Source organism: Zarconia sp. (assembly GCF_057467645.1).
Genome location: NZ_JBRJXU010000006.1, coordinates 12,783 through 35,126, shown reverse-complemented (window position 1 = coordinate 35,126; position 22,344 = coordinate 12,783). Strand labels below are relative to the sequence as shown.

The following is a 22,344-nucleotide window of genomic DNA, read 5'->3' as shown; positions in this document are numbered from 1 at the left end:
CGTCGAAGCCTCAAGATACCCCATTCCTCATCGGGTGACGACCCTTTCTAACTCCATCCCTTGACTTCGGTTTCTGTCAGTTGTTTCTTCAACTTCAAATACTCTCCTTGGGTGGCTTGCAACAGGTGTGCCATGGTTAAGTTTTGGTTCTCTTGAGCTGCTAAAAATGCCGCATTCATGGCGATGCTGCGAATATTTCCCCCGGCAACGTTCAAACGGGCAAGCTTTTTGAAATCTTGGGTGCGATCGAGTGCTAATGGCATTGCATCGGGAAACACGCGCTGCCAAATTTGGGCCCGTTGGTTGGCATCGGGGAAGGGAAACTCGACGATAAATCGAATCCGGCGCAAAAATGCCCGATCGAGGGCATCGGGAAGATTGGTGGTGAGGATGGCGAGTCCGCGATAGGTTTCCATGCGCTGCAACAGGTAACTCACTTCAATATTCGCGTGGCGATCGTGACTGTCTTTAACATCCGATCGCTTGCCGAAGATGGCATCCGCCTCGTCGAAGAGCAAAATCGCCCCGCTTGATTCCGCCCCATCGAACACTTGGCGCAGGTTCTTCTCCGTTTCCCCGATATACTTGCTCACCACCGCACTCACATCGATGCGGTACAAGTCCAATCGCAACTCCCTCGCCAACACCTCTGCCGCCATGGTTTTGCCCGTCCCGCTCAACCCGGCAAATAGGGCGCTAATCCCCAATCCCCGCGCGCCTTTTTTGGCAAATCCCCAAGTTTCGTAGACGGTGGTGCGCTGTTTGACGTGGCTGGCAATTTGACGCAGGACTTGTTTGTGCGGTTCGGGTAATATCAAATCCTCCCAAGTGGCGCGGGGGGGGATATACTGAGCTAAATCTTGCAAACGCGGGCGGGATTGGGCGCGGCAGCTATCCCAAAGAGCATTGTTGAGATTTTCATCATTTTGAGAAAGCGCCCCAGCACAGGCGGATTCAATCGCCGATCGGCTCAAGTCGAACTGACTGACTAAAATATCGATCGTCCCGTTGAGTTGGCTGGTGCGATTGCCCAAAATTTGAGTCCAAATCTCTCGCTGTTCGGTGGCGGTGAGGGCGGGGACATCGAGGGTAATGAGGTGTCGGACTTGCCAGCGCTCCTGATTTGCCACGATGAGAGGGGCGTTCAGGTGTTCGATGAGATAGGCGATCGCTTTGTGCAGGGCGGGTTCCGGGTGGCTGAGGCTGTCGCCATCGAGGAATAAGACCCGATCGCATAACAGGGCTTCTCGTTCCCAACGCTGCACCACTTGCTCTAAGTCGTCGGGGGCAACGGGAAGAAATTGGGGGGACATCACGTATAAATCCCATCCCAGTTCCTGGCAAGCAGTAGCGGCGATTTGCTGTTTGATGGCAACTTCATTGCCGCATAGTTGAATGACGGGGGAAGATGGGTTTTGCTGCCAGGTTTGGGAAATGCGATCGGCGATCGTTTGGTGGGATGTCGGTAGTGCCGCCTTGCTGTGTTCCGGGCAAGGTTTCACCAATCCCAACAACTGGCGATCGAGGTAGGGTTCTCCTAGGAGGTAGTGCAGTACCCATTCATCGATGCGTAAGGGACTCAGGGCGATTGCCATTCCCGGATCGAGTTCTATAGCGTGGCGGTGGCGCAGGGGACTGGCGGGATTGATGGCGTGCCAGCCGCCGGGGAGTTCGGGAAATAGGGTTAACGCCAATCCGAAGGTGGGGTACGCGCGTTGGGGATTATTTTGGGCGATCGCGCAGAGATTGGGAAAGTCCGGTATCAGTTCCATGCCGACGCACAGCAGAAGCAATTGCCGCGCGAAGGGGGTTAAGTTTAAGGCGGTACAAAATTGCTCCAGGGCAGGCGTTTCCGACATCTGCGATCGGGCATTTTCCAGCGCATCCCGAACATCGACGGGGGGCGTTGGCGGTTTTCCCTCGATTGCGGCAATCTGTCGTTCGATCGCCTGATGGATATCGGTGAGGGCGATGGTGAGATACTGAAAGTGAGTGGGCTGGTTCATCGGGAATTCCGAGTAGAGTGAGCAGACTCGGAGGTGATTTCTCTTCAAATTACCAGAGATCGATTTGACTTACCCGACACCCAGCTGAGTCACGACAAAGATGATATTGACAAACCCTCTCAGATCTCTAATGTTCTCCGGCCAATTTTAAAACAGCCATTTTCGTAGCACGATCGAGACGAAATCCTCGTTCGTCTAATCGATCTAAAATTGGAGCAACAGCAATTAACTGAGCTAACTGTTTGGCTTTAAGTAAAATTCCTAATGTCTCCGTACATTTCAGATTGATTTTATTGGCATAATATCGCGCCAACCCATCATCTACAATAACCAGAGAATCTTCGATTTCCAAAGCTAATGAAAATGCCTCTTTTTCTCCCGCGCCTAATCCCTTAATCGCCTCTAGGGCTGAATTGACATTTGTGATTCTGACCTGTAGCCAAGATAAAGAAGTCAGATCGGGTAGGGACACTTGTAAGGCTACTCCCGCGGCTAATTCGTTTGCCACAGCTTGAGGGATAATAATCGAACCGTAGAGTTGAGGAAGTAAATCCAGTAAATCTATTTGGTAGAGATATTGTAGGGGTGAGGTATCGGCAATGACATTAGGCATTCGCCAAATCCTCAATTAATTCTGCTTCTGTTAACCGAAAAGTATCGATATTGTATTCACTCAATTTAGATAAGAAAATCGCCCGATCGATACCTGCAAGTTGAGCGGCCGCACCAGAGGAAAGTTTCCCGAGTTCATAAAGTTTCATCGCTGCCGTCAAACATAATTCTCGGGCAAGTTGTTCGGGGGTTAACTTTAAAGCCTGTAGGGTTTCTTCTGGGATAGAGAGGGTTACTTGATGCATCATTCATCCTCAAGCGACTTTAATGTCAATATAGCGTTTCCCCATCGAAATAATATTAAGAAAGTTTTTAAAGCTAATACAACTACATCTAGTACAACAGCACCTTGGTCTATCGAATATACATCCTCTTTCAAAAGGCGATCGCCCTTGGATAAAAAAGCGATCGCCCGATACATTCAATCTTGGCTCAATCTCGATAATATCGCGTCAAAATCCGCATCACCTCACCGCTGACGGGGGAAGGCAGAGGCGGACTCCATTCGCCAATCTCAGCAAACCCTAAAACGTGCAAGTGGCGCACGAGACTTTCCACGCCAGCCGGAACGCCGCAGACGAGGAGACGGATGGGTTTTCGGTTTGGATGGGGGGTTTCGGGATTATCTTCTTCCCGCAGCAGTTCCGGGACGGACTTAGGTGTTGGTATCGTAGAATTCCTCCTGAATATTGGGAGTCCAAACCCCTGCCGTGTCTAGATTGCTGTCTGAAGCAGTAGGGGTTTGGTTTTGAATGATTTTATAGTACCACTGTGTTAACACTGTGGTTATGTTTTAACTTGATACGATCGTGTAGTGTTGTGAAGTGACGTTTCATTAGATTGCAAAGGCAAAAATGCCAACCAACCTCATCAAAACCATGGTTTATATGCCACCGGATTTGCGAGAAACCCTACAGGAGATGGCAACCCAAGAAAATCGATCGCTCTCGAATTTGATTGTGACTCTGCTGCAAAAGGCGGTAGACGAGCAGAGATTAGAAGAAGAAACCCGCCAGGAATCCGATCGCAATTAACGCCGCCTTCGATGAGAATATAGAGCCATGGCATTCCTGCACGTCAAAATGGACGATGATTTGAAGCGCCGCTTCAAAACGGCTTGTGCTGCGCAAGATCGGCAAATGGGTGAAGTGGTTGCCGAACTCATTAGCGAATGGTTGCAAAAGACAGAAACTTATCCAATGCCTCAACAAACTTCTGAGGAAAAGACGGAAGAATAACTATCAGATTTGTAGGGTGGGCAAAATAATATTAGTTTTTGTCGCGGAAAATCCGATTCAATTTGCCCACCGACGAGAGTCTCGAGCGATACTAAACTCTGGTGGGCAATAGTGGATTGGAGATTACCATTAAGAGAGGGATCGATCGCCACCATTTCCCAGCCTACAACTCTCCGGTGGCTACGGCAGTCTCAAAATGGGATAGGCAAAACGATCGCCTTCCATTTTCAGGGGGCTTTCCGCATCGTCGATTTGCACCCGCACCAGATATTCCCCCGGTTCCACGTCGCGAATGGGAAAAACGATCGCCCTCGAATCGGTATCATCTCTGGGTTTTTGGAAAATATAGCCCGTCGCAGTGGTGGTGCTGTTGAGAAATAGATACACGCGCTGCCGTCCCCCCACCATCACATCCACGGGAACGGTGACTTGGCCTTCGTAGCGTTCGTCTTCGTCTTCTTCAAGTTCGGTAATGGTTTCGATCGCATCCACTGTCACCGTAGGACGCACGCCAATGGGAATGGTATTGGAAAAAGTCCGATCCCGCGTCACTTTCACTCCCTGCACTCCAGCACGCAGTTGCTGGGTTTGAGCCAGGGGTAGATCCGCCAAGGATAGGACAATTTCCGTATCCTTGACAGTTTGCGGCGTTAACTGCGCTTCCCCGATTTGGACGCGGGTATTTTCCCCTTGCAACTGCTTGCCGCGCAGAATCAGGGTCTCGCTTAAATCCAGATAACTCGATCGCGGGCCGAGGGTGACCGGGGATCGATCGCCAGTTTGTTTGGCGAGTTCCTCGATTTGAGGACGGACGGTGGTGACGGAGATTTGGGGTCCGGCAATGGGCAGTTCCCGCCGTGCCGGTTTGTCTCCTTCAATCAGAACCGCAGTGGCTTGGTAGGCCAGGGAGAGGGTATAGGGAATCTGGAAAAACACCGACCAAATGCGGGATAGATCCTCGGTGGTGATAGCGCTGGGGATGAGTTTGACCGCGACGCTTTGGTCGATGAGATCTGAGTTGGCAAGGAAGGAATAACCGGTGCCATTCGTGGCATCGTACAGAATCTCTGGCGTGAGGGTGGGGGAATCCACAAAAGTCCGAACCGCCGTGCCCAGTAATCTTTGGGGTTCGAGTTCCCGTTCGTTGCCGTAAAAGCTCAGGATGTAGTACAAATCCCACCCCAGGAGTTTTTGTTTGATCAGATCCCCTTTGGGACGGCGGGTTCGCAAGTCTATGTTGCGCCATGCCGGATTGGGGGTAATTTGGTACAGGTAAAGGTTGATACCGGCTTGGGGCATTCCCCCACCGCTGGGGTTGTCAGGTCGCATGGTGGTGACATTAGCCCCGGGTATGTCGATGGCGATCGCATTTTGCAACATTCGTTGGATGGCAGCAGTGACGGTGGCGATGGCGAGATAATTACTCATGGGTTAACGCACGAGGCGAAGCATTAATAGATTTTAAGTGATATTTCTAAGTTAGATTTCCGATACTCTTGACCCTAACAATCCGTCCTGAAAGCTTACATCTCAATCGGCGAAAATACCCTCTCAAGAAAAAGACTCGATCGGTGAAGATTTCAGATGAATTCAAAAGTCTGGGAAACGGCGATCGTTCATGGAGAGATATTTTTTATTTTTATCGATCGATTCTTGCTATTTGGGAAGTTTTACGCTATATTTCCCCTAGCTTCTAAGTTCGGGTATCCTTCAGTTTCTCATGAATACAAATTTTCGTGAGTTAACAAAATTTAATCTAGCTTCGAGAATATTCAAACTTTAAGTCGATCGAGTAAAATTGGCAAGTGACGATCGGTCGGGGAGAAAATCTCGTTTCAGCAAAACTGAAATCGATCTTCCAAAAGACTTCCAAGGGCCAGCATTTGCCGATCGAACGTAGAAAACCGTTCAACCCGAGCATAGCAAGTTTCCCGTGAAAATAAATTTTTGATGGGGGTCTCAGGACCTTCGCTGCATGGTAATCTTGGCGAAGTTAGACATTCTCAATGGCTAGGTCCCGCTGAAAAGGTCGTACTTTAAGCGAAGCCATCATTGAGAACGCTTTGGCGAAAAGTAGACACCCGCAGGGGTGGGTAAGTCATTTTTTGAGGAGAGGTTGCACTTTTATGCAAGTACTCGAACGGCCCACTCTACTAATTGAGATATGGGGTCGATCGTGGGAGTAAATCGCTGTAAAATTTCTAAAAGGCGAGCGCCCGAGCGATTGGGTTCTGAATATAAAGTAGAGATAAATCGTCGTCAAATGCAAGCGATCGTTTAAACTTTCAATCCCCAAAAGATTACCTAAAATTTTATCGAATCGACACGCACAATTTTTTCTCAAGTATCGTTAGGAGATTAGTTTATGGCTCGGTTAGACTATTTTGCCCCTGGAGTCTATGTCGAAGAAGTCGATCGGGGCAGTCGCCCCATTCAAGGCATTAGTATGAGCGTGGGTGGATTTGTGGGATTCACCGAAGATGTTCGGGGAGATGCGGAACTGTTTACCCCGATGCTGGTGACCAGTTGGACGGAATATTTAGAATACTTTGCCAAAGCGGGGTCCGATGGATTTACCGACTTTGGCGCTTATCTTCCCTTTGCCGTCCGCGGTTGGTTCGACAACGGTGGCGGGCGCTGTTGGGTAGTCAGCATCGGCACGCAACTCCCCAAACCCGAAGGTGAAGCCCAAGAGAATTCAGCATCCGCGACGGATAAAAGCCTTCTGACAACGGTCGGTACCGCTGGCAAGAAACCCACCTTAAATTTTCAAATCAAGGAAACAGAAGACGATCGAGACATCGGACGGGTGAAAGTCCTCATCGCACCCGATACCCCGCGACCGGGCGACAGCGACGACGAAGAAGACCAACCCTTTGATACCGGAGAATTCTTCAAAGTCATCCTCCAACAGGGGGACGACACCTTAACCTATACGCCTGACGGAGAATCCGACGAAAAAGAAGCCATCTACCGCCACCTATCGATGGATCGCGCGGTCGCCGAAAGTAGCGGCACTTACGCTATTGATGCTTTAGCAGACTGCCCCTTTTTAGAGATATCTCTACCTGAGAAGCCCGCATCGGGATTGGCCCTGGCGCGACGACCGGCTAATGGCATCTACGAAGTCAGCCCACCCCCCGAAAGCTACAGCGCCGACAAACTACACCAAAAAATGTATGGCGTGCGTCAAGATCGAACTGGGGTTCAGGGCTTATTTGAAATCGACGAAGTTTCGATGATTGCCTGCCCGGACTTGATGCTGGCTTACCAGAAAGGATTGCTCGATCTCGACCAAGTTCACGGCATCCTGGAGGTGATGGTTACCAACTGCGAAAATTCCGCCCCCAGTCCGGCTTATCGCATGGCGGTGTTGGATATGCCGCCGGTGAAAATTCGCCGAGATGCGCGGCAGATTATTACCCCCGATCGCCAAAAACCCCAAGACGTGAAAAACTGGATGGATGAATGGGGTCGCCGCTCCCAATTTGCTGCCCTGTACTATCCTTGGATTAACGTTCCCAACCCCCGCGATAACGGCAAACCCCTCGCCGTCCCCCCCTGCGGTCACATGATGGGAATTTGGTGCCAAACCGACGAATCGCGCGGCGTCTATAAGGCCCCCGCCAACATTACCCCCAGAGGGGTTACCAAACTCGCCTACGATGTCAACTTCCGGGAACAGGAACTGCTCAACCCGATGGGAGTCAACTGCATTCGCAAAATGCCCGATCGCGGCATTCGGGTGTGGGGCGCGCGCACTCTGGTGGAACCCGATAACGTCCAATGGCGCTATATCAGCGTTCGCCGCCTGATGAGCTATATTGAAAAGTCGATCGAGCTGGGAACGCAATGGGCGGTCTTCGAGCCGAACGACGAGGATTTGTGGGCGCGAGTAACCCGCACGGTGAAGAACTTCCTCGAACGGCTGTGGCGGGAAGGGGCGCTGTTCGGTCGCACTCCTGAAGAAGCCTTTTACGTTAAGTGCGACGGCGAGCTCAATACCCCCGAAACCATGATGCTCGGTCGGTTATATATCGATGTCGGCGTTTCGCCGGTGCGACCTGCGGAGTTTGTGGTGTTCCGCATTAGTCAGTGGAGTCCCAATCAGTAGCAGCATCACCGTTCGATCGGTGGGTAGTGCTTCGATGGGGGCATTCCGTTGACCCAATATTTTGGGTTTCAAGCCTCCCCCCGAACACTCTGTCAACATTGAAATGAGGGATCGGTTTTGATGGGGAGAGGGGGGGGAAGTTATCCCTCAAAACTAAATTGCCAGAGTACTAGAAGGGGGAGTGTCAGTCGACCCTTTCACTTAAACATTTCACATTAGGAGTTTAATCGTGGCAGAAGGCGAATTGCTTACCGCGTGTCGGTTTTACTTTGAAGCCGACCAAGTTTCAGAAAAACAAATTCTCGAAGTTGCGGGTCTTTCAGTGGAATCTCCCGTGGCAGGCGATGGTGGAGTCTTAGGCTCGGGAAAAGGCGGCGTGAAAACCCGCCAAGCCACCCCCACCAACGAAAAATTTAGCAACGTCACCGTGAAATTGGTGGCGACGACGGATCTGGATTTGTACAAATGGTACAAAGATTGCAATACCAACGATGGCGGGTCTTCCGATTGGGCGAGCAACCGCAGAGCAGCATCGGTGAGCGCCTACGACCAAGCGGGGGATATGAAAGCGCGTTGGGAAATTAAAAATGCCTATCCCTGCAAGTACGAAGGCCCCCAGTTTACGGCTGGAGACAACAATATGGCTAACGAAACCCTGGAAATCGTTCACGAAGGGATCGAGCGCGTGCAGTAGTTAAGATGGGGGATGAGGGGATGGGGGGACGCGGTGGCGCGGGAAATCGGAGAAGCGGGAGAAATCGGAGAAACGGGAGAATTTAGCGCTCGTTGCCCCCGAAGCCGCCTTCGCTCCCAAAGCCTCCGAAGCCCCCGAAGCCCCCGAAGCCCCCGCTGGCATCCACCCAGTCCCCAATTCAAACTATGCCTCCATCCAATCCATCTCCAGCCTTTACCGAACGCTTAACGGCATCTCGCTTCTATGTCGAACTCAAACTCGAAGGCAGCGACGACAATGTTGATGCGACGTTTCTCGATTGCCAGGGGTTGAATACGACCCAAGAGGCGATCGAAATTTGCGAAGTCACGCCCCAAAAATGGGGTAGCCAGTCCGCGAAAGCCGGTCGAGTCGTCCGGACCAAAATTCCCGGCAACCTGAAGAATGACAATATTATCTTGCGTCGGGGAATGACAAACTCTCAGACGATGTGGAAGTGGTTCGAGGCAGTACAAACGGGGAACTGGGGTCAGCAGCGCCGAGATGGGGCGATTACCATTTACGACCAAAAAGGCACCGCACAGGTGCGATTTGAGTTTTTCCGTGCTTGGCCGGTGAGTTACAAAGCTGCTGATTTAGGGGCTGGAAGTAACGAGATCGAGATTGAGGAGTTGGAAATTGCTGTAGAAGCATTTACACGCGCCGAAATCTAGGGCTGCGATGTAGAATTAAAAATTAAAAATGCGTCTTGAAAAGTTGAACGGGACTCAAACAGACACCGCTCACTTTTCGCAAAATGAAAAGTGCAGACTAGACGCTAGATTGAGTTCGAATAATTGCTGACAATAATAATCGCGGGTACCTGAATTCAGGCGAATTTTAATGAAAAGTATTTAAGCGAACTTAATGTTATTGATGTCTGTCGCGCTGCATCTCGGGGAGGAATCTGTCAGTTAATAGAAGAGAAAGAAATCGAAGATTAGGAAGTCGCTAGCGTTTATGTTTCAGACGGAATTTGAATTTAGCTTGCCTAAGGGATATCTCGATGGAGATGGCAATTTACATCGAAAAGGTATCATGCGATTGGCTAGAGCGATCGATGAAATTTTACCCATGCGCGACCCCCGTGTGAAATCGAATCCGGCTTATTCGACCGTGATTATTTTATCGCGAACGATCGTTCGTTTGGGAGCGCTAGAAGAAATTACGCCGGGAATCGTGGAGAATTTCTATGCGGGGGATTTGAACTACTTACAAAAGTTTTACCGGAGAATTAACGATTTAGAGGAAGAAAAAGATATGAAAGAGCGCGATCGCAAATTTTTCGATTTAACCGAAGATGTTAATTCTTCATCTATTACCTATTAACGCCATGTGCAACTTATACGATCCAAAACCTGACAATACGGGGAGAAGGGGGAAGGGGAAAAGGGAGATTTTTCGACTCGCTCACCATCCTTTCAATCGCTTAAAGTTGCACACCGCGTTATTAGAATTTTAATAAGAACGTGAGTTTGGGTTCAGACCACTTTTAAGGGTAATGCCACGAGAGAATTAGCTTTTCAGCTAACGAAAGAATGAGGTTTTTAACTTATCCAGAACCGACGTTAATAAGAAAGCAAAAAAATCGTCGATATAAAAGTTAGAAATAGATTAATTCGGCATCAAACTTTATTTCGTTTTCTATTTATATCGTTTTTAATTCTCTTGAGGTAGTCTAAATTTTATTTAGGGTTTCATTACAGTTAATTTATAAGTTAAATTTAACTTGTATGGAGTCTCAATCGTAAAAAAATAAATCGAAAAAAAAATGGGTGAGTGCGATTTTTTGAATTTCGTTTATTGGTAGGAATTAACAGAAGAGTACATTTCGTCTTATTCTATCTAAAACACAATCTTATGAATTTTATTTAATTTTTTTATGATACCGAATATAGAGTTTGAGTTTCTGTTACCAAAAGGGTTAATTGACGAGAATCGAGAAGTTCATCGTCGAGGTCTGATGCGTCTGGCGACGGCCAAAGATGAAATTGCCGTCGCGCGAGATTTACGGGTTCGAGAAAATCCCGCCTACGGCGTACTCCTGCGCCTCTCCCGGACGATCGTGCGTTTGGGGAAAGTTTCGGACATCGGACCGGAAATGTTAGAAAATTTATTTACTTTAGATTTAGCTTACCTACAAGAATTTTACAATCGCGTCAACCAGCAAGGAAACCCCCATATCTTGACCCAATGCCCCCAATGTCGTTGCGAGTTTCCGGTGGATTTAGCGCGATCGGGGGAGTCGTCGGCTACCCCTTGATGCAACTGCGCGAGGAGGTAGCCTGCATTGCCTTTCACTTTCATTGGTCTTTAGAAGAAATTCTCAATCTCGAACATCGAAATCGCAGCAACTGGGTCCAAGAAATTGAGAAACTCAAACAAGATCCTTCCAGATAAAACCCTCTTATTTGTCAACTCAGTTTTTCACTTATTTTTCAACTTAGACCCATGAAACATCGCCCTCTTTCCAAAACATCAAATCTCGCCCACGCTGGCAAACGCCGACGGACTTGGCCGAAATTCGGGCAGCGTCCGTTTCCCCCCCACTCTCAATCAAACGGGGCCCAAGGCAACCCCCTGATGGGTGAGAATCTCGCAGCAATGCCTCAAGGGCAAATGAAACCGCAAGATAAGCAGGAAATGGCTGCCCTGCAAATGCAAGAAGCCGAGAAAATGCAGCAGGAGGAACTCGCCGTCACATCCGAAGCAGAAACCCTACAGACACAAGAAGCCGAAGATGAGGTGATGAAGAAAGAAGAACTCGCTGCCACATCCGAAGAGGAAACCGTGCAGAAAAAAGAAGCTGAAGATGAGGTGATGAAGAAAGAACAAGAAGAAATACAAACAAAAGAGACGGAGGATGGAGAAGCTCAAAACGTCTAAGTTTAAGTCGATAAAAATGCCGATGATAAATCCTCCCAAAACCTTCCCCGTTGAGATATCGAATTATGCCCGATCGAGATAATCTGAATGCCGACTACATTGGTGCGGGGGTGGCTTTTCCCCTGGATATTAACCTTCAGGGAGAACTACAGCTGAGTTGGGCGATCGCCAATCTCGAAGAATCGATCGTCCTGATTTTGGGAACGAACTTGGGAGAACGAGTGTACCGACCGGAGTTCGGATCGCGGCTGTCGGAACTGGTGTTCGAACCGATGAATCGCGATACCCTCCTCCAACTGCGGTTGTGCGTGGAAGAAGCCCTAGAAATGTGGGAACCGCGTATCATCGTCAAAGATGTGCGGGCGATACCCGATCCCGTGCGCGGTTTGGTGGAGTTGGAAATTTTCTATCTACCCCGAGATAGTGAGGATTCCTATCAGCTTCGCAGCCTCGTATATCCCTTTTACTTGCAGCCAGGAAAAGAGTAGTGGATTTTGATTTTTTACCGAAATTACCCAAATCGAACCTCGACGATCGCACGTTTGACGATTTAGTTGAGGAGTGTCTGCTGCGGATTCCCCGTTACTGTCCCGAGTGGACGAACTACAACCCCAGCGATCCGGGCATCACGATTATCGAACTGTTTGCGTGGCTGACAGACCAAATGCTGCTGCGGTTCAACCAGGTGCCGCGTCGGAACTACGTCGCGTTTTTAGAACTGTTGGGCATTCGCCTGGAACCACCACAGCCGGCGAAAACCCATTTAACCTTTTACCTGAGTGCGGCGCGATCGCAAAATCTTGTCATCGAGGCGGGGACGGAAGTGGCAACGCAACGCCAGGACGTGGAGGAACCGATTACCTTCAGTACCGATAGCGATTGGGCCATCGGCACGCCTCAAATTACCACATTGCTGACCGCTGCCGAGGCGGACACCGAACCCGCAGCCAACCGCCTGGGCAACCTCTTTGAGGAAGATGGATGGCGGCAAAACCCAGAGGATGGAGAATGGTTTCGCGAAGATGGACTCTCGAGTGAGGTGTTTAAAAATCAAATCCAATCCCCATCCCAACCCCAAGGACAGTGGTCTCAAAGACAGTGGCCCCAAAGGCAGTCGCCAGTCCCCCAACCGGGAAACTGTTTCTATCTGGTTTTGGCCCCTCAACCCCTCGATGGCCATCTTCGCGAGGTGGAGGAGGATAAAGAAGAGGGTAGATTGGAAGGTCAAGAAAACGCGATCGCCGGGAATGTCATCGCCATCACCTTTAAAGGTCGCGAAGCCGCCACCACCGGCATCGATCCCAACAATCCCCCCCGATGCTGGGAAGTGTGGAACGGTCGAGAGTGGGTCGAGGACATTTTACGCCGGGAAAGCGACGATCGCACCAAAGGATTCAGTTTCGAGAAATCCGCCGACAGTCCCAATCTCGAACAAGGGGCCGATATTATCCTGCATTTACCCTCCGACTTACCCGAAGCCGATTTTGGGACGAACTATAGCGGGTATTGGCTGCGCTGCGTTTACAAGCGACTCAAAGGGGATGCCTACAATTACGATCGCTCCCCGCAAATCTCGAGCGTCTCCGTGCGTTCCATCGGGGTGACGGTTCCCGCCAGCCATTGTACCTGGATTAAAGATGAAGAGTTTTTGGGGGTCAGTAACGGCAAACCCGGTCAGACTTTCGAGTTGCTCAACAAGCCGGTGCTACCGCGATATCGGCGCGAGTGCATTCAAGTGCGTTCGCCGATGTTCGAGCATTCCAGACAAACCTGGCAGGAAGTGAAAAACTTTTCGAGATCGGATGAAGATAGCCCCCATTACACCATCGATTCCAATCGAGGCATCGTCCAATTTGGGCCGCTGATTCGAGAACCCAAAGGTTTGCCTCAAAAAATCCAACAACGGTACCAACAGCAACAGGAATTTCAATCGCAATTACAACTGTGGAAAAACCGTCAAGGTCAGTTGCGAAATATGCCCTCTTCGGAACTCCAGGGTGTGGGCAAGTTTGAAGAAAGGCAGTATGGAAAAATCCCCCCCAAAGGTTGGGAAATTTATATGCTGTCCTATCGAACGGGTGGGGGTCCGCAGGGAAACGTGCGGGAAAAAACCCTGGACAAATTAATGATTTCTCTGCCTTACGTCCACGCCGTCACCAACTATAAAAAAGCTGAAGGGGGAGCGGAAGCCGACTCTTTAGAACGGGCGGTGATGAGGGTTCCCGGATGGTTGAGAACGGGCGATCGGGCGGTGACTCCCGAAGACTTTGAAACCCTGATAAAACAGGTCGAAGGCGTTCCCCTCGCGCGCACTCGCTGTCTGAAAGTGGATGATGTCAATCGCGGACAGGTGACGGTACTCGGGATTCCCAAACTCGAACCCGGCATCGATTTATCGCAAGGGATGAAAGCCAGCGATTTGAATCTGAAAAACAAAGAAAAATTAGAAAAATACTTAAACGATCGCACTTTATTGGGCACTCGGGTGGAAGTGTCAGAACCGAAATACGTCCGCATTGGCACTCGAGTAACCTTAGGTATCGAAACCCGGGAAGTGCGAGAGCTTGAAGAGAAAGTGCAAGCCGTTCAAACGGCGCTCTATCGATTGCTGCATCCAATTTTTGGAGGCTTAGATGGGAAGGGATGGGAATTCGATCGTGCTGTTCGAGCGGCGGATATTGCCATTTGCTGCCAGCGCATTCCTGAAGTGATTTATATCGAAAACGTTAAATTATTTCGGCTCGAACCCGACGTCCAAAACTTTGACTATCCTGAATGGCAAGCCAAGGATATTATTCATTTAGACGCTCGTGAAATGGTGTGTTCTTGGCAAAATACTGATGATAGTCCGGGACTAAACTTTATCCTGCTCGATCCGCACAGTTTAACGGGTTCGATGAAAGTTCAGATCGATATTTAACCGTAAGCATTCAGCATTCAGCGATCGGCGATACTCCAAAGGAGTCGCTTTGCGAACGGCTTGAGACTCTTATAACAAGCTAAAATTTCAGGAGTTCGATCGAGGACTAGATTCAAGTTATAAGCTCGATCGGAGTTTTCAACTGACGACTGACAGCTAATCGCTGAATGCTTACCCGAGAGCCATTCAATCTAAAAGCACTTAAATGACTCGAGAAGAAACTCGACCCACTTTAGACCTCCAACTCAGTTCCGAACAACTTGCCGAAACTCGAAGCGATCTTCTCGCGAGAACGGCAAAAGAAGCCCGGAAAAGCCATTGTTTAACCCTGTATCCCGGCGAACCGAACGAATTGCAAGTTCGCATTAGAAATACGAGCGATCGACCGTTAAACTTAGCTTTATATTTAGAGTTTGAAAGTGCTTCGCCTAAAACCTGGTTTCAGGGGTGGATCGATGATAATTGGCGGTCTCCCAAGCGATTTTGGTACGAGCATCTTTCTCTACAATTTTGGATTTTTATTCTCGCAATTCAGTTAACGTTTTTAGATTTAATTCTAGAAGCCTGTTTAGATGTGGTATCGATCGATACAGCTTTTTCAGCTAATAATCCCTTTTTGTTGTTGCAGTTACAATTAACAAGACAATCTAACTTTTTTAGTCAATTTAGCGATTCCTTTAGCTGGTTTTTCTGGAGTCGGGAACCTCAGATCGAAAAAGAGCTAGAAGTTGCCGCCAATACTCAGAAATATTTGGGATTGTACTTTAGGCTACCCGATGACTTTTTTGAAACCGACGATGTTTTACATCTCGAAACCCCCACCGCCGAGCGCAAATATCCGGCAATACTAGAAGTGTATCAAGGCGATCGCCAAAGTGGTACGTTAGTGGGCTATCGTCCGTTTCAACTGGAAATTCGCCCCCGCAGCAGCTACGTCCATTTTCTGCCGAGTCTGTACCGGCAAGTGGATTTTTTCGATCGCTTCTTGAAAATCATGGAGGAAGGCTTCGATCCGGCATTGCAAACCAGCGATTTTCTCTGGGCGTACCTCGATCCTCTCACCTCCCCGGAAGCTTTGCTACCCTTCCTCGCCCATTGGGTGGGCTGGAAACTCGACTCTCGCATTGATGAGATTTCCCAACGCCAACTCATCCGCAATGCCATCAAACTCCATCGCTTGCGGGGAACGCGGGAAGGATTGCGACTGTACTTGCACTTGGCAACGGGTTTGCCCCTGGATGGAGATGCGATCCACATCGATGCCGATCTCAATTCCGGCTTCGTTTTGGGAAAAGTTTGTTTGGGGGAAGCCCCCCGACTCGGCGGCGGGAAAGCCTATCACTTTCGCGTGCGACTGCGCCCAGAAACCCCCCTCCCCATCGACGAATTCACAATTCGCGACATCATTCAAGAATACAAACCGGCTGTTTCCACTTACGAATTGGCGATCGAAATGCGGTAGCCGAATCTCACGTCAGTTCGGGATAATACAGTTTCTGGTGAGAGGGGTGTGGGGTGTGGGGTGTAGGGTGGGAAATGGTAGCGATCGATCTGTTCTAAAGTGACTATTAAAAATCTACCGTTGCCCACCAGATTTTTGTATCCCTGGAGACTCTCGTCGGTGGGCAAACTGAAGACAACTTTGCGCGAAGACGATCGATATTGATTTTGCCCACCCTACCCACTACATACGAATTGGCGATCGAAATGCGGTAACTAAAAATGTAAGCATTCAGCTATCAGTAGGGTGGGAAACGGGGGCGATAAATCCCTTTGCTGACGGCAACCCCCAATCCACCGTTGCCCACCAGATTTTTGTATCGCTCGAAACTTTCGTCGGTGGGCAAATTGAAGACAATTTTCCGCGAACCCGATAAATCTCGATTTTGCCCACCCTACCCACTACTTGAGTTTTACCATTAACTAAAAGTGCGATCGGCAAAATTCGATCGCGTTTTTCACTTTGCCGAGCTTCAATTCTCTGTCGATCGCATTCCATAGGAATACGGTTGGCCTAGGTTAGGCAGTCTGATGCTTTATAATACATTCTGTGTAGCTAAAGCACATTATCTACGAACAAATTTTCGGTTGAGTTTTGCATCTCGACTCAACCCAGATCGTAAAGAATTCAATAGCCTTAGCAGTTGCTCCATCGCAGACAAATTTGTCAGGATTGCAACGTTTCATCAAGATCGATCGCCGATCTCTGGGAAAGGGCGATCGAATCTGTAACAATCGTAAAAATTGGGCGGTTTCACCGAGTCAGCCGATGAGCCAACACAGCAAGATTTCCTACCGATCCTCGAAAACAACCGTCCAGCGGACTTGGAACAAGATGGAACCCCGCCCGTTCCCCAGTCAGCCGGCTGAGAACGTGCAGTTAGACACAGAGCCGGCGACTTTCGCCGATATGGGCAACTATACGGGACTGAGTTTCTACGGCGCACCCCCCCCAATTCAGCGCCAGGACGAGGAACCGGAAGAGACGGCCCCAGAAACAATTCAGGCTAAATGCAGCCAGTGCGAAGCCGAATCGCCAGAACCGACTGTGCAGCGACGGGAAGAAGAGGAAGATGGCTCGGATGAGTCGGTTCCCGTACAGCCAATGACGGAAGAGGGCGAGGCAGTATCGGAGGATGAGACTCCCCTACAAGCCAAGCTGAGTGTCGGCAAACCGGGAGATAAGTACGAGCAAGAAGCCGATAGTATGGCAGCGCAGGTGATGGCGATGGGCGATCCATCGGTTCCCCAGGAAGAAATGGACGGGGAGACGGTGCAAGCCAAGCCCCTTGCCGGGGAGGTAACGCCCCTGGTGCAGCGCCGGCAGATACAACGGAAGGGGAATAAGGATGCGAGTCCGAGTATCGAGCGTCAACTGCGCGATAGTGGGGGTGGGGGCAGACCCTTAGCCGACGGTACGCGATCGTTCATGGAGTCGCGGTTTGGGGCGGACTTCTCCGGCGTGCGGGTGCATACGGACTCGGCGGCGGTGCAGATGACGAAATCCTTGGGGGCGCAGGCGTTTACCCACGGTAAAGATATTTATTACGGGAAGGGGAAGAGTCCGGGGAAGAACGATCTGACGGCTCACGAGTTAACTCATACGATTCAGCAGACGGGGGGAAAGCAGGTTCAGCCTAAGGCAAACAAGCTACGACTCAAGGCAGACACAGACTCCATCAATAACATTCAGCCATTCCAACGTCTGCGCCCGAAACGAGCCGATAGTCTGCGTAATGTTGAATCTGAGAATGACTCTCAAGGAAAAGATCGAACGAGTCAACAGACTAAACCAGAACAGCAGTTAGAGTCCAAGCAGGACGAAACGCTCAACCGTGAAACGACATTAAAGCAATCGGCAAGTCCACAAGAATTTGAAACGGAAAAGACTTCAACCCCAGAAGCTGTCTCAGATGAGCAAACGCAGCAAACACAAGCGCTCAAATCTCAAGCTCCTACAGCGGCTCAGACAGAAGACGTAAATTCTCAAAAAGCCGAGCAGGCAAAGCCACAGCAAACTCAAGGTCAAATCATCGCAGATGCTCAAACTCAAACTGGTGCCTCTGCGTTGAAACCTAAAAACGGTTCAGCTAAACCCGAGCAATCCCAAGATGGAGTAGTAAACCCTGCAACTTTACCTGAAGCCGCTCAGAATGTAGCTGGAAAGGCAAATTCTTCTCCACAAAATGCACCCGCGCAACAACCTGCAGCAGACTCTCCGCCAGCGGGAGGTCGGTTGAAAGAAGATATGAAAAGTGCTGCTGCATCGGCGACAGCTCAAGCTACTTCAGGCAGTGTATCTGGGAGTCGTGGTGGTGCAGCAGTAGCTGGTGGAACTAGTGCTGGGGGCGGTGGAGCCATTGCCGATAAAGTAACTCCGACGGAGACTCCAGATGTCTCTCAATCAGAACCCTCAGCCGCCCTGGCAGCTGTGAGTAATTTACCACCTGCGCAATTGCAATCTGCCTTGGGGAGCGTCACTGCTGCTGTTTCAAACAATGTTAGTCAACAAAAAGCCGAACTCGCAGCAAATCCCCCTCAGGCAGATACACCGACAGGTTCAGAGAAACCCGCTGTGGCTAAAGCCGCCCCAGCAGGCGGTGAAGCGCTTAAACCCTTGACCAAAACAGCTGAGGGTGAAGACAAGCCGGTTCCAGAGCCAGAACCTCTACCGCCAGAAAAAGCACCGCCCAAAGTAATCACACCATCTCCAGTGGTTCGGGGCAATGAGGAAGGTAATCTGTCAGATGCCGATGCGAGCAGTATGAAGGCGTCATTGAAGCAATTGCCCACCAGCGATCCAGGAGTTAATGGAATCTCTGCCGGTTCAACTCCCAAACTGGCATTAGAAGGCAACGCCGACCCGAAAAAAGCTCAGGAACAGCGGGCTGAATTGGAAACTAGCTTGACCGAAGCCAAAGCCAAAGGTCAGCAGGAGCTGGCTCAACCCACAGGGGTAGAAGAGATCCAATCAACACTGCCTCAGCAAACTTTGACAGCCAAAATGGGGGGAAGTGCTGGCAGTGGGGGAGCAGGCAGCGGTGGTGGTGCTACGACAACGGCAGTGGCAGCAGGCGACGGGCTAGGAGATGCGGCTTCTATCTTTGCCCAGCAAGAGAAAGGTGGTGAGATTCAGGCGGCGGTGGCAAAAGCCCAGGGAGATTTAGCGGCGAAGAAACAAGAACATGCGGCCAAGGTCACAGAGGAGCAAGCAACCGCTCGTCAGGATATTGAACAGCTCAAAGAGCAAAACACCGAACAGCAAGCCCAAGAGCGGACAAAAGCTCAGGGCGAGGTTGCTAACTTACAAAGTCAGTGGGGTAAAGAGCAAGACACTCTCGTCAGCCAGTCGCGCAAAGACGCTGACAAAGTGGTGGGCGAAGGACTTAAAGATGTTCAAACCAAACGGGCTGAGGGAGAAGCAGCAGCCACTCAGGAAATTCAGCAAGGGGAAGCAAACGCTCAAGCAGAGCGTCAGAAAGGTGAAGCTAAGGCGGCTGCTGAGAAAAAGAAAGGAGAGGAGCAGTCTAGTGGATTATTTAGCTCGGTAGCTAGTCAGGCAAGAGCCTTCTTCGATGGGATTAAAAAGGCGATCGAGAAAGCATTTGAAGCAGCTCGTGCGGCTATGCGCAAAGCCATTGAAGCCGCTAAAAAGCTAGCAAAAGCCGCGATTGAAAAATGTCGAAAGGCGATCGTGGCGGTAATCCGTCGAGTGGGAAATGCCTTGATTGCCCTGGGCGATACTCTGTTGGCAAAATGGCCGGGATTGCGGGATAAATGGCGTAACTCCATCGAGAAGCGAGTTCAGCAAGCAGAAGATGCTGTCAATAAGCTCGCACAGAAGCTGAATCAGGGTCTCCAGAAAACCCTGGATGTTTTAGGGAGTGCTCTGGATGCGGGCTTGGGTCTGCTGGAAAAGGGCATGTTGGGCGTGGTCAGCGTCTGTGGTGGCGTTGTCATGGGAGCCATCAAGTTTGGGGAAGGGGTTGCCCAGTCTTTAGGCGCGTTTGCAGTGTTGGCGAAAGATATCGCGGCAAATCCGGGTCAGTGGATGAGCAATCTGGGTGGTGCTGTCTCGGATGGGATTCAGAACCATCTGTGGGGTGCCTTTCAGGAGCAAGTTCAAGCCTGGTTTAACCAAAAGCTTCAAACCATTCTTGGTTTAGGAAGCATGATTTGGAAGGTTCTGACCGAAGGCGGTATCTCGATGGCGCAGATCGGCAAAATGGCTTGGACTGCTGTCAAGCAAGCCCTTCCGACGATTATTATCGGAGTCTTGCTAAAACGCCTGGTTTCAATAATTGTGCCTGCGGCAGGGGCGGTGTTAGCAATTATCCAGGGATTACAAGCAGCTTGGGGGACTGTCAGTCAGATTATTCAAGCCTTTGGACGTTTCATGACGTTTTTGAAGGCAGTTAAGACTGGGTCAGCTGGTCCACAATTTGGAGCACTGTTGGCTTCAGCAGCGATCGTATTGCTAGAATTCATAACTAATTTCATCATTGTCAAAATTGCGAAGGCAGCCCGGAAAGTGGCGGGTAAGCTGAAGGGTCTTGCGAAAAGTTTGATGAAGCGGTTTAAGGGTAAAAAAGGAAAGCAAGGCAAAGGAAATAAGAATAAAAATAAAGAAGACACAAAGAAAAAAAATAAAGATAAAGAAGACAAAAGGAAACATTTAAAAAAAGTTGTTACCATATTAAAACCTAAGGTTAAATCTTTATTAAGTAAAAGTGTTTCAGGTCTTCGCTTGAAGGCTCAGCTTGCCGTTTGGCGCATAAGACATAAGCTGAGCAAACTATCCCTAGAGAGGGAAGGGAAAAGTAATGTAAGAGTTTATGCACAAATTAATCCAGGCGAAGACGTTGCAGAAACTTACATGCCTCAGGGAGAGGATCTCCGAACCCTTGTTCATGAGGTGGCAGATAGAATTCGTAAACGTCCAGATGTCCAGCGGATGGCTCAGGCTATGAGATCTCAGAAAGGAACGAAGGAAGACCCCATAACAATTCCTCAAGGGCTTGGTTTACCTGCTGCAATTGAACATATGCGTACCTCAGGTAGAGAAGCAGCTAAACCTTGGAAGATGAGATACCTAGAGGTTGGCGAGAAAAAAGTCTCAGAGCAGAAAGGATTTGGATCGCAATATAACTGGATTGTTCGAATGGGAGATTCGAAATACCATGACATAGCTCAGAAGACAATGGAAGAGATTAAAGAAAGCAGTGGCATGACTGATGGGAACATTGCATCTGGATTACGTGATTTCGTGAGAGGAAAAGAACTAGCAGAAAGTTTAAAACCATACAAACATAAGCTTAGCAGGATAAAGTATCTCATGTTTGGGAGAGAGGGTTCTAGAAATCCAGGAGTAATTGGTTTTGCTCCTATGACATTAGAACTCATTGCGCACCAGGAAGACTCAATGACTTGGAATGAAGCCTTTGCAGGACATGAGGGAGATCGAAGCCGTGTAGGAGGGCGAGGGGCGTATCCAATGTCAATGGAGAAGGCACAATCAGCTACACTTGAGTTAGAAAAGGAGCACACAGCAAGACAAGAAGCTGAGAAAAGAGGTGAAGAGGCTCCAGAGATTAATCGAAGTTCAGAAGCAGCAGAACTGGCTAAAAGGGAAATTGAACTTGCTACACGCTGGCTTACAATGAAGATGAAGGCTGAGGGACTTAGAGCATTTACTAGTAGAGAGCACGCTAAACAGTTTATTGAGGATAAAGTAGTGGAGTTTTACAAGGGAAGAAGTAGAAGGAAAAAACGATGAAAACTGTACGGATAGCCCTGCAGGAAAATGTTGCCGAGGGTCATATTGACTCGGCTGCATGGGACAATGAGTGGTCTCTAGTGAAAACTATACCTGCTGATGAAAACACTCCCCATGAAGTTATTTGGATAACTGAGGACGAGCAGACACTAATCCACTACATCGAAGATTTTTATATTGGTTTATCCTATCTTGTACTTCGTGGAGAAAATCTTGATACTGCTGTCGAAGAAATCAGAGAATCATTACAGACTTATTCTGAGCGAGAAATATTTGAAGCAATCAAAACCAGCAAAGATTTGGGAGTGCTAGTGTGTGCCATATACTGTGCAGGTATTGTTGCACCTCAACACTATGATGATAACTTTTTTGGGCTAGTTAAAGAGTTATTGGATAGCTCTGAACCGATTGTTCGTCGTGCAGCAATAACTGCGATTGGATATATGGGCTGGTCAGAGTTCAAAAGAGTGCTGACAGAGATCAAAGATAAGGATTTCGATGTAGAAGTTCGCAAAGATGCTGAAGTCATGCTAGAAGGACTTAAAAAGTGATGTAGTGACTCTCTATGAAGTGAAGTGTT

20 protein-coding genes are annotated in these 22,344 nt (G+C 49.3%); 14 read left to right on the top strand and 6 right to left on the bottom strand.

Annotation, left to right across the window (positions count from 1 at the left end):
- Nucleotides 1-47: 47 nt before the first annotated feature.
- From AC2215_RS00455 to AC2215_RS00435, 5 genes are all read right to left on the bottom strand, one after another.
- Entirely contained in the window at nucleotides 48-2,006 is a 1,959-nt protein-coding gene (locus tag AC2215_RS00455) for an ATP-binding protein (protein ID WP_486807974.1), read from the bottom strand.
- Between the two features lie 127 nt (nucleotides 2,007-2,133).
- Nucleotides 2,134-2,619, bottom strand: coding sequence for a PIN domain-containing protein (locus AC2215_RS00450; protein ID WP_486807973.1), 486 nt, complete (start codon nucleotides 2,617-2,619; stop codon nucleotides 2,134-2,136).
- Entirely contained in the window at nucleotides 2,612-2,866 is a 255-nt protein-coding gene (locus AC2215_RS00445) for a UPF0175 family protein (protein WP_486807972.1), read from the bottom strand. Before AC2215_RS00445 ends, AC2215_RS00450 begins: the two co-directional genes overlap by 8 nt.
- 184 nt (nucleotides 2,867-3,050) lie before the next feature.
- Complete coding sequence (locus AC2215_RS00440) at nucleotides 3,051-3,176, bottom strand: hypothetical protein (protein WP_486807971.1); 126 nt, start codon at nucleotides 3,174-3,176, stop codon at nucleotides 3,051-3,053.
- 97 nt (nucleotides 3,177-3,273) lie between these two features.
- Nucleotides 3,274-3,399 carry a hypothetical protein gene (locus AC2215_RS00435; protein ID WP_486807970.1) on the bottom strand — a complete coding sequence of 42 codons (126 nt, stop codon included), beginning with the start codon at nucleotides 3,397-3,399 and terminating at the stop codon, nucleotides 3,274-3,276.
- 73 nt (nucleotides 3,400-3,472) lie between these two features.
- On the opposite strand from AC2215_RS00435, the gene AC2215_RS00430 reads away from it, so the two are divergent.
- Nucleotides 3,473-3,652, top strand: a complete 180-nt coding sequence (locus tag AC2215_RS00430; RefSeq protein ID WP_486807969.1) for a ribbon-helix-helix domain-containing protein — start codon at nucleotides 3,473-3,475, stop codon at nucleotides 3,650-3,652.
- 27 nt (nucleotides 3,653-3,679) lie between these two features.
- Entirely contained in the window at nucleotides 3,680-3,856 is a 177-nt protein-coding gene (locus AC2215_RS00425; RefSeq protein ID WP_486807968.1) for a plasmid partition protein ParG, read from the top strand.
- A 180-nt stretch (nucleotides 3,857-4,036) separates the two neighbouring features.
- On the opposite strand, the gene AC2215_RS00420 is transcribed toward AC2215_RS00425, so the two are convergent.
- A complete protein-coding gene (locus AC2215_RS00420) occupies nucleotides 4,037-5,284 on the bottom strand; it encodes a Pvc16 family protein (protein ID WP_486807967.1) in 1,248 nt (415 codons plus the stop codon).
- Nucleotides 5,285-6,221: 937 nt separating this feature from the next.
- Here AC2215_RS00420 and AC2215_RS00415 point away from each other — a divergent pair.
- From AC2215_RS00415 to AC2215_RS00360, 12 genes are all read left to right on the top strand, one after another.
- The gene (locus tag AC2215_RS00415) at nucleotides 6,222-7,970 is read left to right on the top strand and encodes a phage tail sheath family protein (RefSeq protein WP_486807966.1); all 1,749 of its coding nucleotides are present in this window, start codon (nucleotides 6,222-6,224) and stop codon (nucleotides 7,968-7,970) included.
- Nucleotides 7,971-8,199: 229 nt separating this feature from the next.
- Nucleotides 8,200-8,664 carry a phage tail protein gene (locus AC2215_RS00410; protein WP_486807965.1) on the top strand — a complete coding sequence of 155 codons (465 nt, stop codon included), beginning with the start codon at nucleotides 8,200-8,202 and terminating at the stop codon, nucleotides 8,662-8,664.
- A 185-nt stretch (nucleotides 8,665-8,849) separates the two neighbouring features.
- Entirely contained in the window at nucleotides 8,850-9,356 is a 507-nt protein-coding gene (locus AC2215_RS00405; RefSeq protein ID WP_486807964.1) for a phage tail protein, read from the top strand.
- A 286-nt stretch (nucleotides 9,357-9,642) separates the two neighbouring features.
- The gene (locus tag AC2215_RS00400) at nucleotides 9,643-10,011 is read left to right on the top strand and encodes a hypothetical protein (RefSeq protein WP_486807963.1); all 369 of its coding nucleotides are present in this window, start codon (nucleotides 9,643-9,645) and stop codon (nucleotides 10,009-10,011) included.
- Nucleotides 10,012-10,564: 553 nt separating this feature from the next.
- Nucleotides 10,565-10,945: a phage tail assembly protein gene (locus tag AC2215_RS00395; protein WP_486807962.1), complete on the top strand. Its 381-nt coding sequence runs from the start codon at nucleotides 10,565-10,567 to the stop codon at nucleotides 10,943-10,945.
- Nucleotides 10,876-11,082, top strand: a complete 207-nt coding sequence (locus AC2215_RS00390; protein ID WP_486807961.1) for a DUF6760 family protein — start codon at nucleotides 10,876-10,878, stop codon at nucleotides 11,080-11,082. Before AC2215_RS00395 ends, AC2215_RS00390 begins: the two co-directional genes overlap by 70 nt.
- A 51-nt stretch (nucleotides 11,083-11,133) precedes the next feature.
- On the top strand, nucleotides 11,134-11,568 hold the full coding sequence (locus tag AC2215_RS00385; protein ID WP_486807960.1) for a hypothetical protein: 435 nt from the start codon (nucleotides 11,134-11,136) through the stop codon (nucleotides 11,566-11,568).
- 65 nt (nucleotides 11,569-11,633) lie between these two features.
- Nucleotides 11,634-12,056, top strand: coding sequence for a GPW/gp25 family protein (locus AC2215_RS00380; protein WP_486807959.1), 423 nt, complete (start codon nucleotides 11,634-11,636; stop codon nucleotides 12,054-12,056).
- The gene (locus AC2215_RS00375) at nucleotides 12,056-14,488 is read left to right on the top strand and encodes a putative baseplate assembly protein (protein ID WP_486807958.1); all 2,433 of its coding nucleotides are present in this window, start codon (nucleotides 12,056-12,058) and stop codon (nucleotides 14,486-14,488) included. Before AC2215_RS00380 ends, AC2215_RS00375 begins: the two co-directional genes overlap by 1 nt.
- Nucleotides 14,489-14,693: 205 nt before the next feature.
- A complete protein-coding gene (locus AC2215_RS00370) occupies nucleotides 14,694-15,950 on the top strand; it encodes a phage tail protein (protein WP_486807957.1) in 1,257 nt (418 codons plus the stop codon).
- Nucleotides 15,951-16,757: 807 nt separating this feature from the next.
- Nucleotides 16,758-21,764, top strand: a complete 5,007-nt coding sequence (locus AC2215_RS00365; protein WP_486807956.1) for an eCIS core domain-containing protein — start codon at nucleotides 16,758-16,760, stop codon at nucleotides 21,762-21,764.
- Entirely contained in the window at nucleotides 21,761-22,315 is a 555-nt protein-coding gene (locus AC2215_RS00360; protein ID WP_486807955.1) for a HEAT repeat domain-containing protein, read from the top strand. The genes AC2215_RS00365 and AC2215_RS00360 overlap by 4 nt, the downstream gene beginning before the upstream one ends.
- Nucleotides 22,316-22,344: the final 29 nt, after the last annotated feature.

What these genes read in the sequence shown, in the direction of transcription:
- AC2215_RS00445 (WP_486807972.1), bottom strand. Translation starts at nt 2,866, where the DNA reads ATGATGCATCAAGTAACCCTCTCTATCCCAGAAGAAACCCTACAGGCT.
- AC2215_RS00400 (WP_486807963.1), top strand. Translation starts at nt 9,643, where the DNA reads ATGTTTCAGACGGAATTTGAATTTAGCTTGCCTAAGGGATATCTCGAT.
- AC2215_RS00405 (WP_486807964.1), top strand. Translation starts at nt 8,850, where the DNA reads ATGCCTCCATCCAATCCATCTCCAGCCTTTACCGAACGCTTAACGGCA.
- AC2215_RS00380 (WP_486807959.1), top strand. Translation starts at nt 11,634, where the DNA reads ATGCCCGATCGAGATAATCTGAATGCCGACTACATTGGTGCGGGGGTG.
- AC2215_RS00455 (WP_486807974.1), bottom strand. Translation starts at nt 2,006, where the DNA reads ATGAACCAGCCCACTCACTTTCAGTATCTCACCATCGCCCTCACCGAT.
- AC2215_RS00420 (WP_486807967.1), bottom strand. Translation starts at nt 5,284, where the DNA reads ATGAGTAATTATCTCGCCATCGCCACCGTCACTGCTGCCATCCAACGA.
- AC2215_RS00365 (WP_486807956.1), top strand. Translation starts at nt 16,758, where the DNA reads ATGAGCCAACACAGCAAGATTTCCTACCGATCCTCGAAAACAACCGTC.
- AC2215_RS00390 (WP_486807961.1), top strand. Translation starts at nt 10,876, where the DNA reads ATGCCCCCAATGTCGTTGCGAGTTTCCGGTGGATTTAGCGCGATCGGG.
- AC2215_RS00385 (WP_486807960.1), top strand. Translation starts at nt 11,134, where the DNA reads ATGAAACATCGCCCTCTTTCCAAAACATCAAATCTCGCCCACGCTGGC.
- AC2215_RS00450 (WP_486807973.1), bottom strand. Translation starts at nt 2,619, where the DNA reads ATGCCTAATGTCATTGCCGATACCTCACCCCTACAATATCTCTACCAA.
- AC2215_RS00360 (WP_486807955.1), top strand. Translation starts at nt 21,761, where the DNA reads ATGAAAACTGTACGGATAGCCCTGCAGGAAAATGTTGCCGAGGGTCAT.
- AC2215_RS00395 (WP_486807962.1), top strand. Translation starts at nt 10,565, where the DNA reads ATGATACCGAATATAGAGTTTGAGTTTCTGTTACCAAAAGGGTTAATT.
- AC2215_RS00425 (WP_486807968.1), top strand. Translation starts at nt 3,680, where the DNA reads ATGGCATTCCTGCACGTCAAAATGGACGATGATTTGAAGCGCCGCTTC.
- AC2215_RS00430 (WP_486807969.1), top strand. Translation starts at nt 3,473, where the DNA reads ATGCCAACCAACCTCATCAAAACCATGGTTTATATGCCACCGGATTTG.
- AC2215_RS00370 (WP_486807957.1), top strand. Translation starts at nt 14,694, where the DNA reads ATGACTCGAGAAGAAACTCGACCCACTTTAGACCTCCAACTCAGTTCC.
- AC2215_RS00415 (WP_486807966.1), top strand. Translation starts at nt 6,222, where the DNA reads ATGGCTCGGTTAGACTATTTTGCCCCTGGAGTCTATGTCGAAGAAGTC.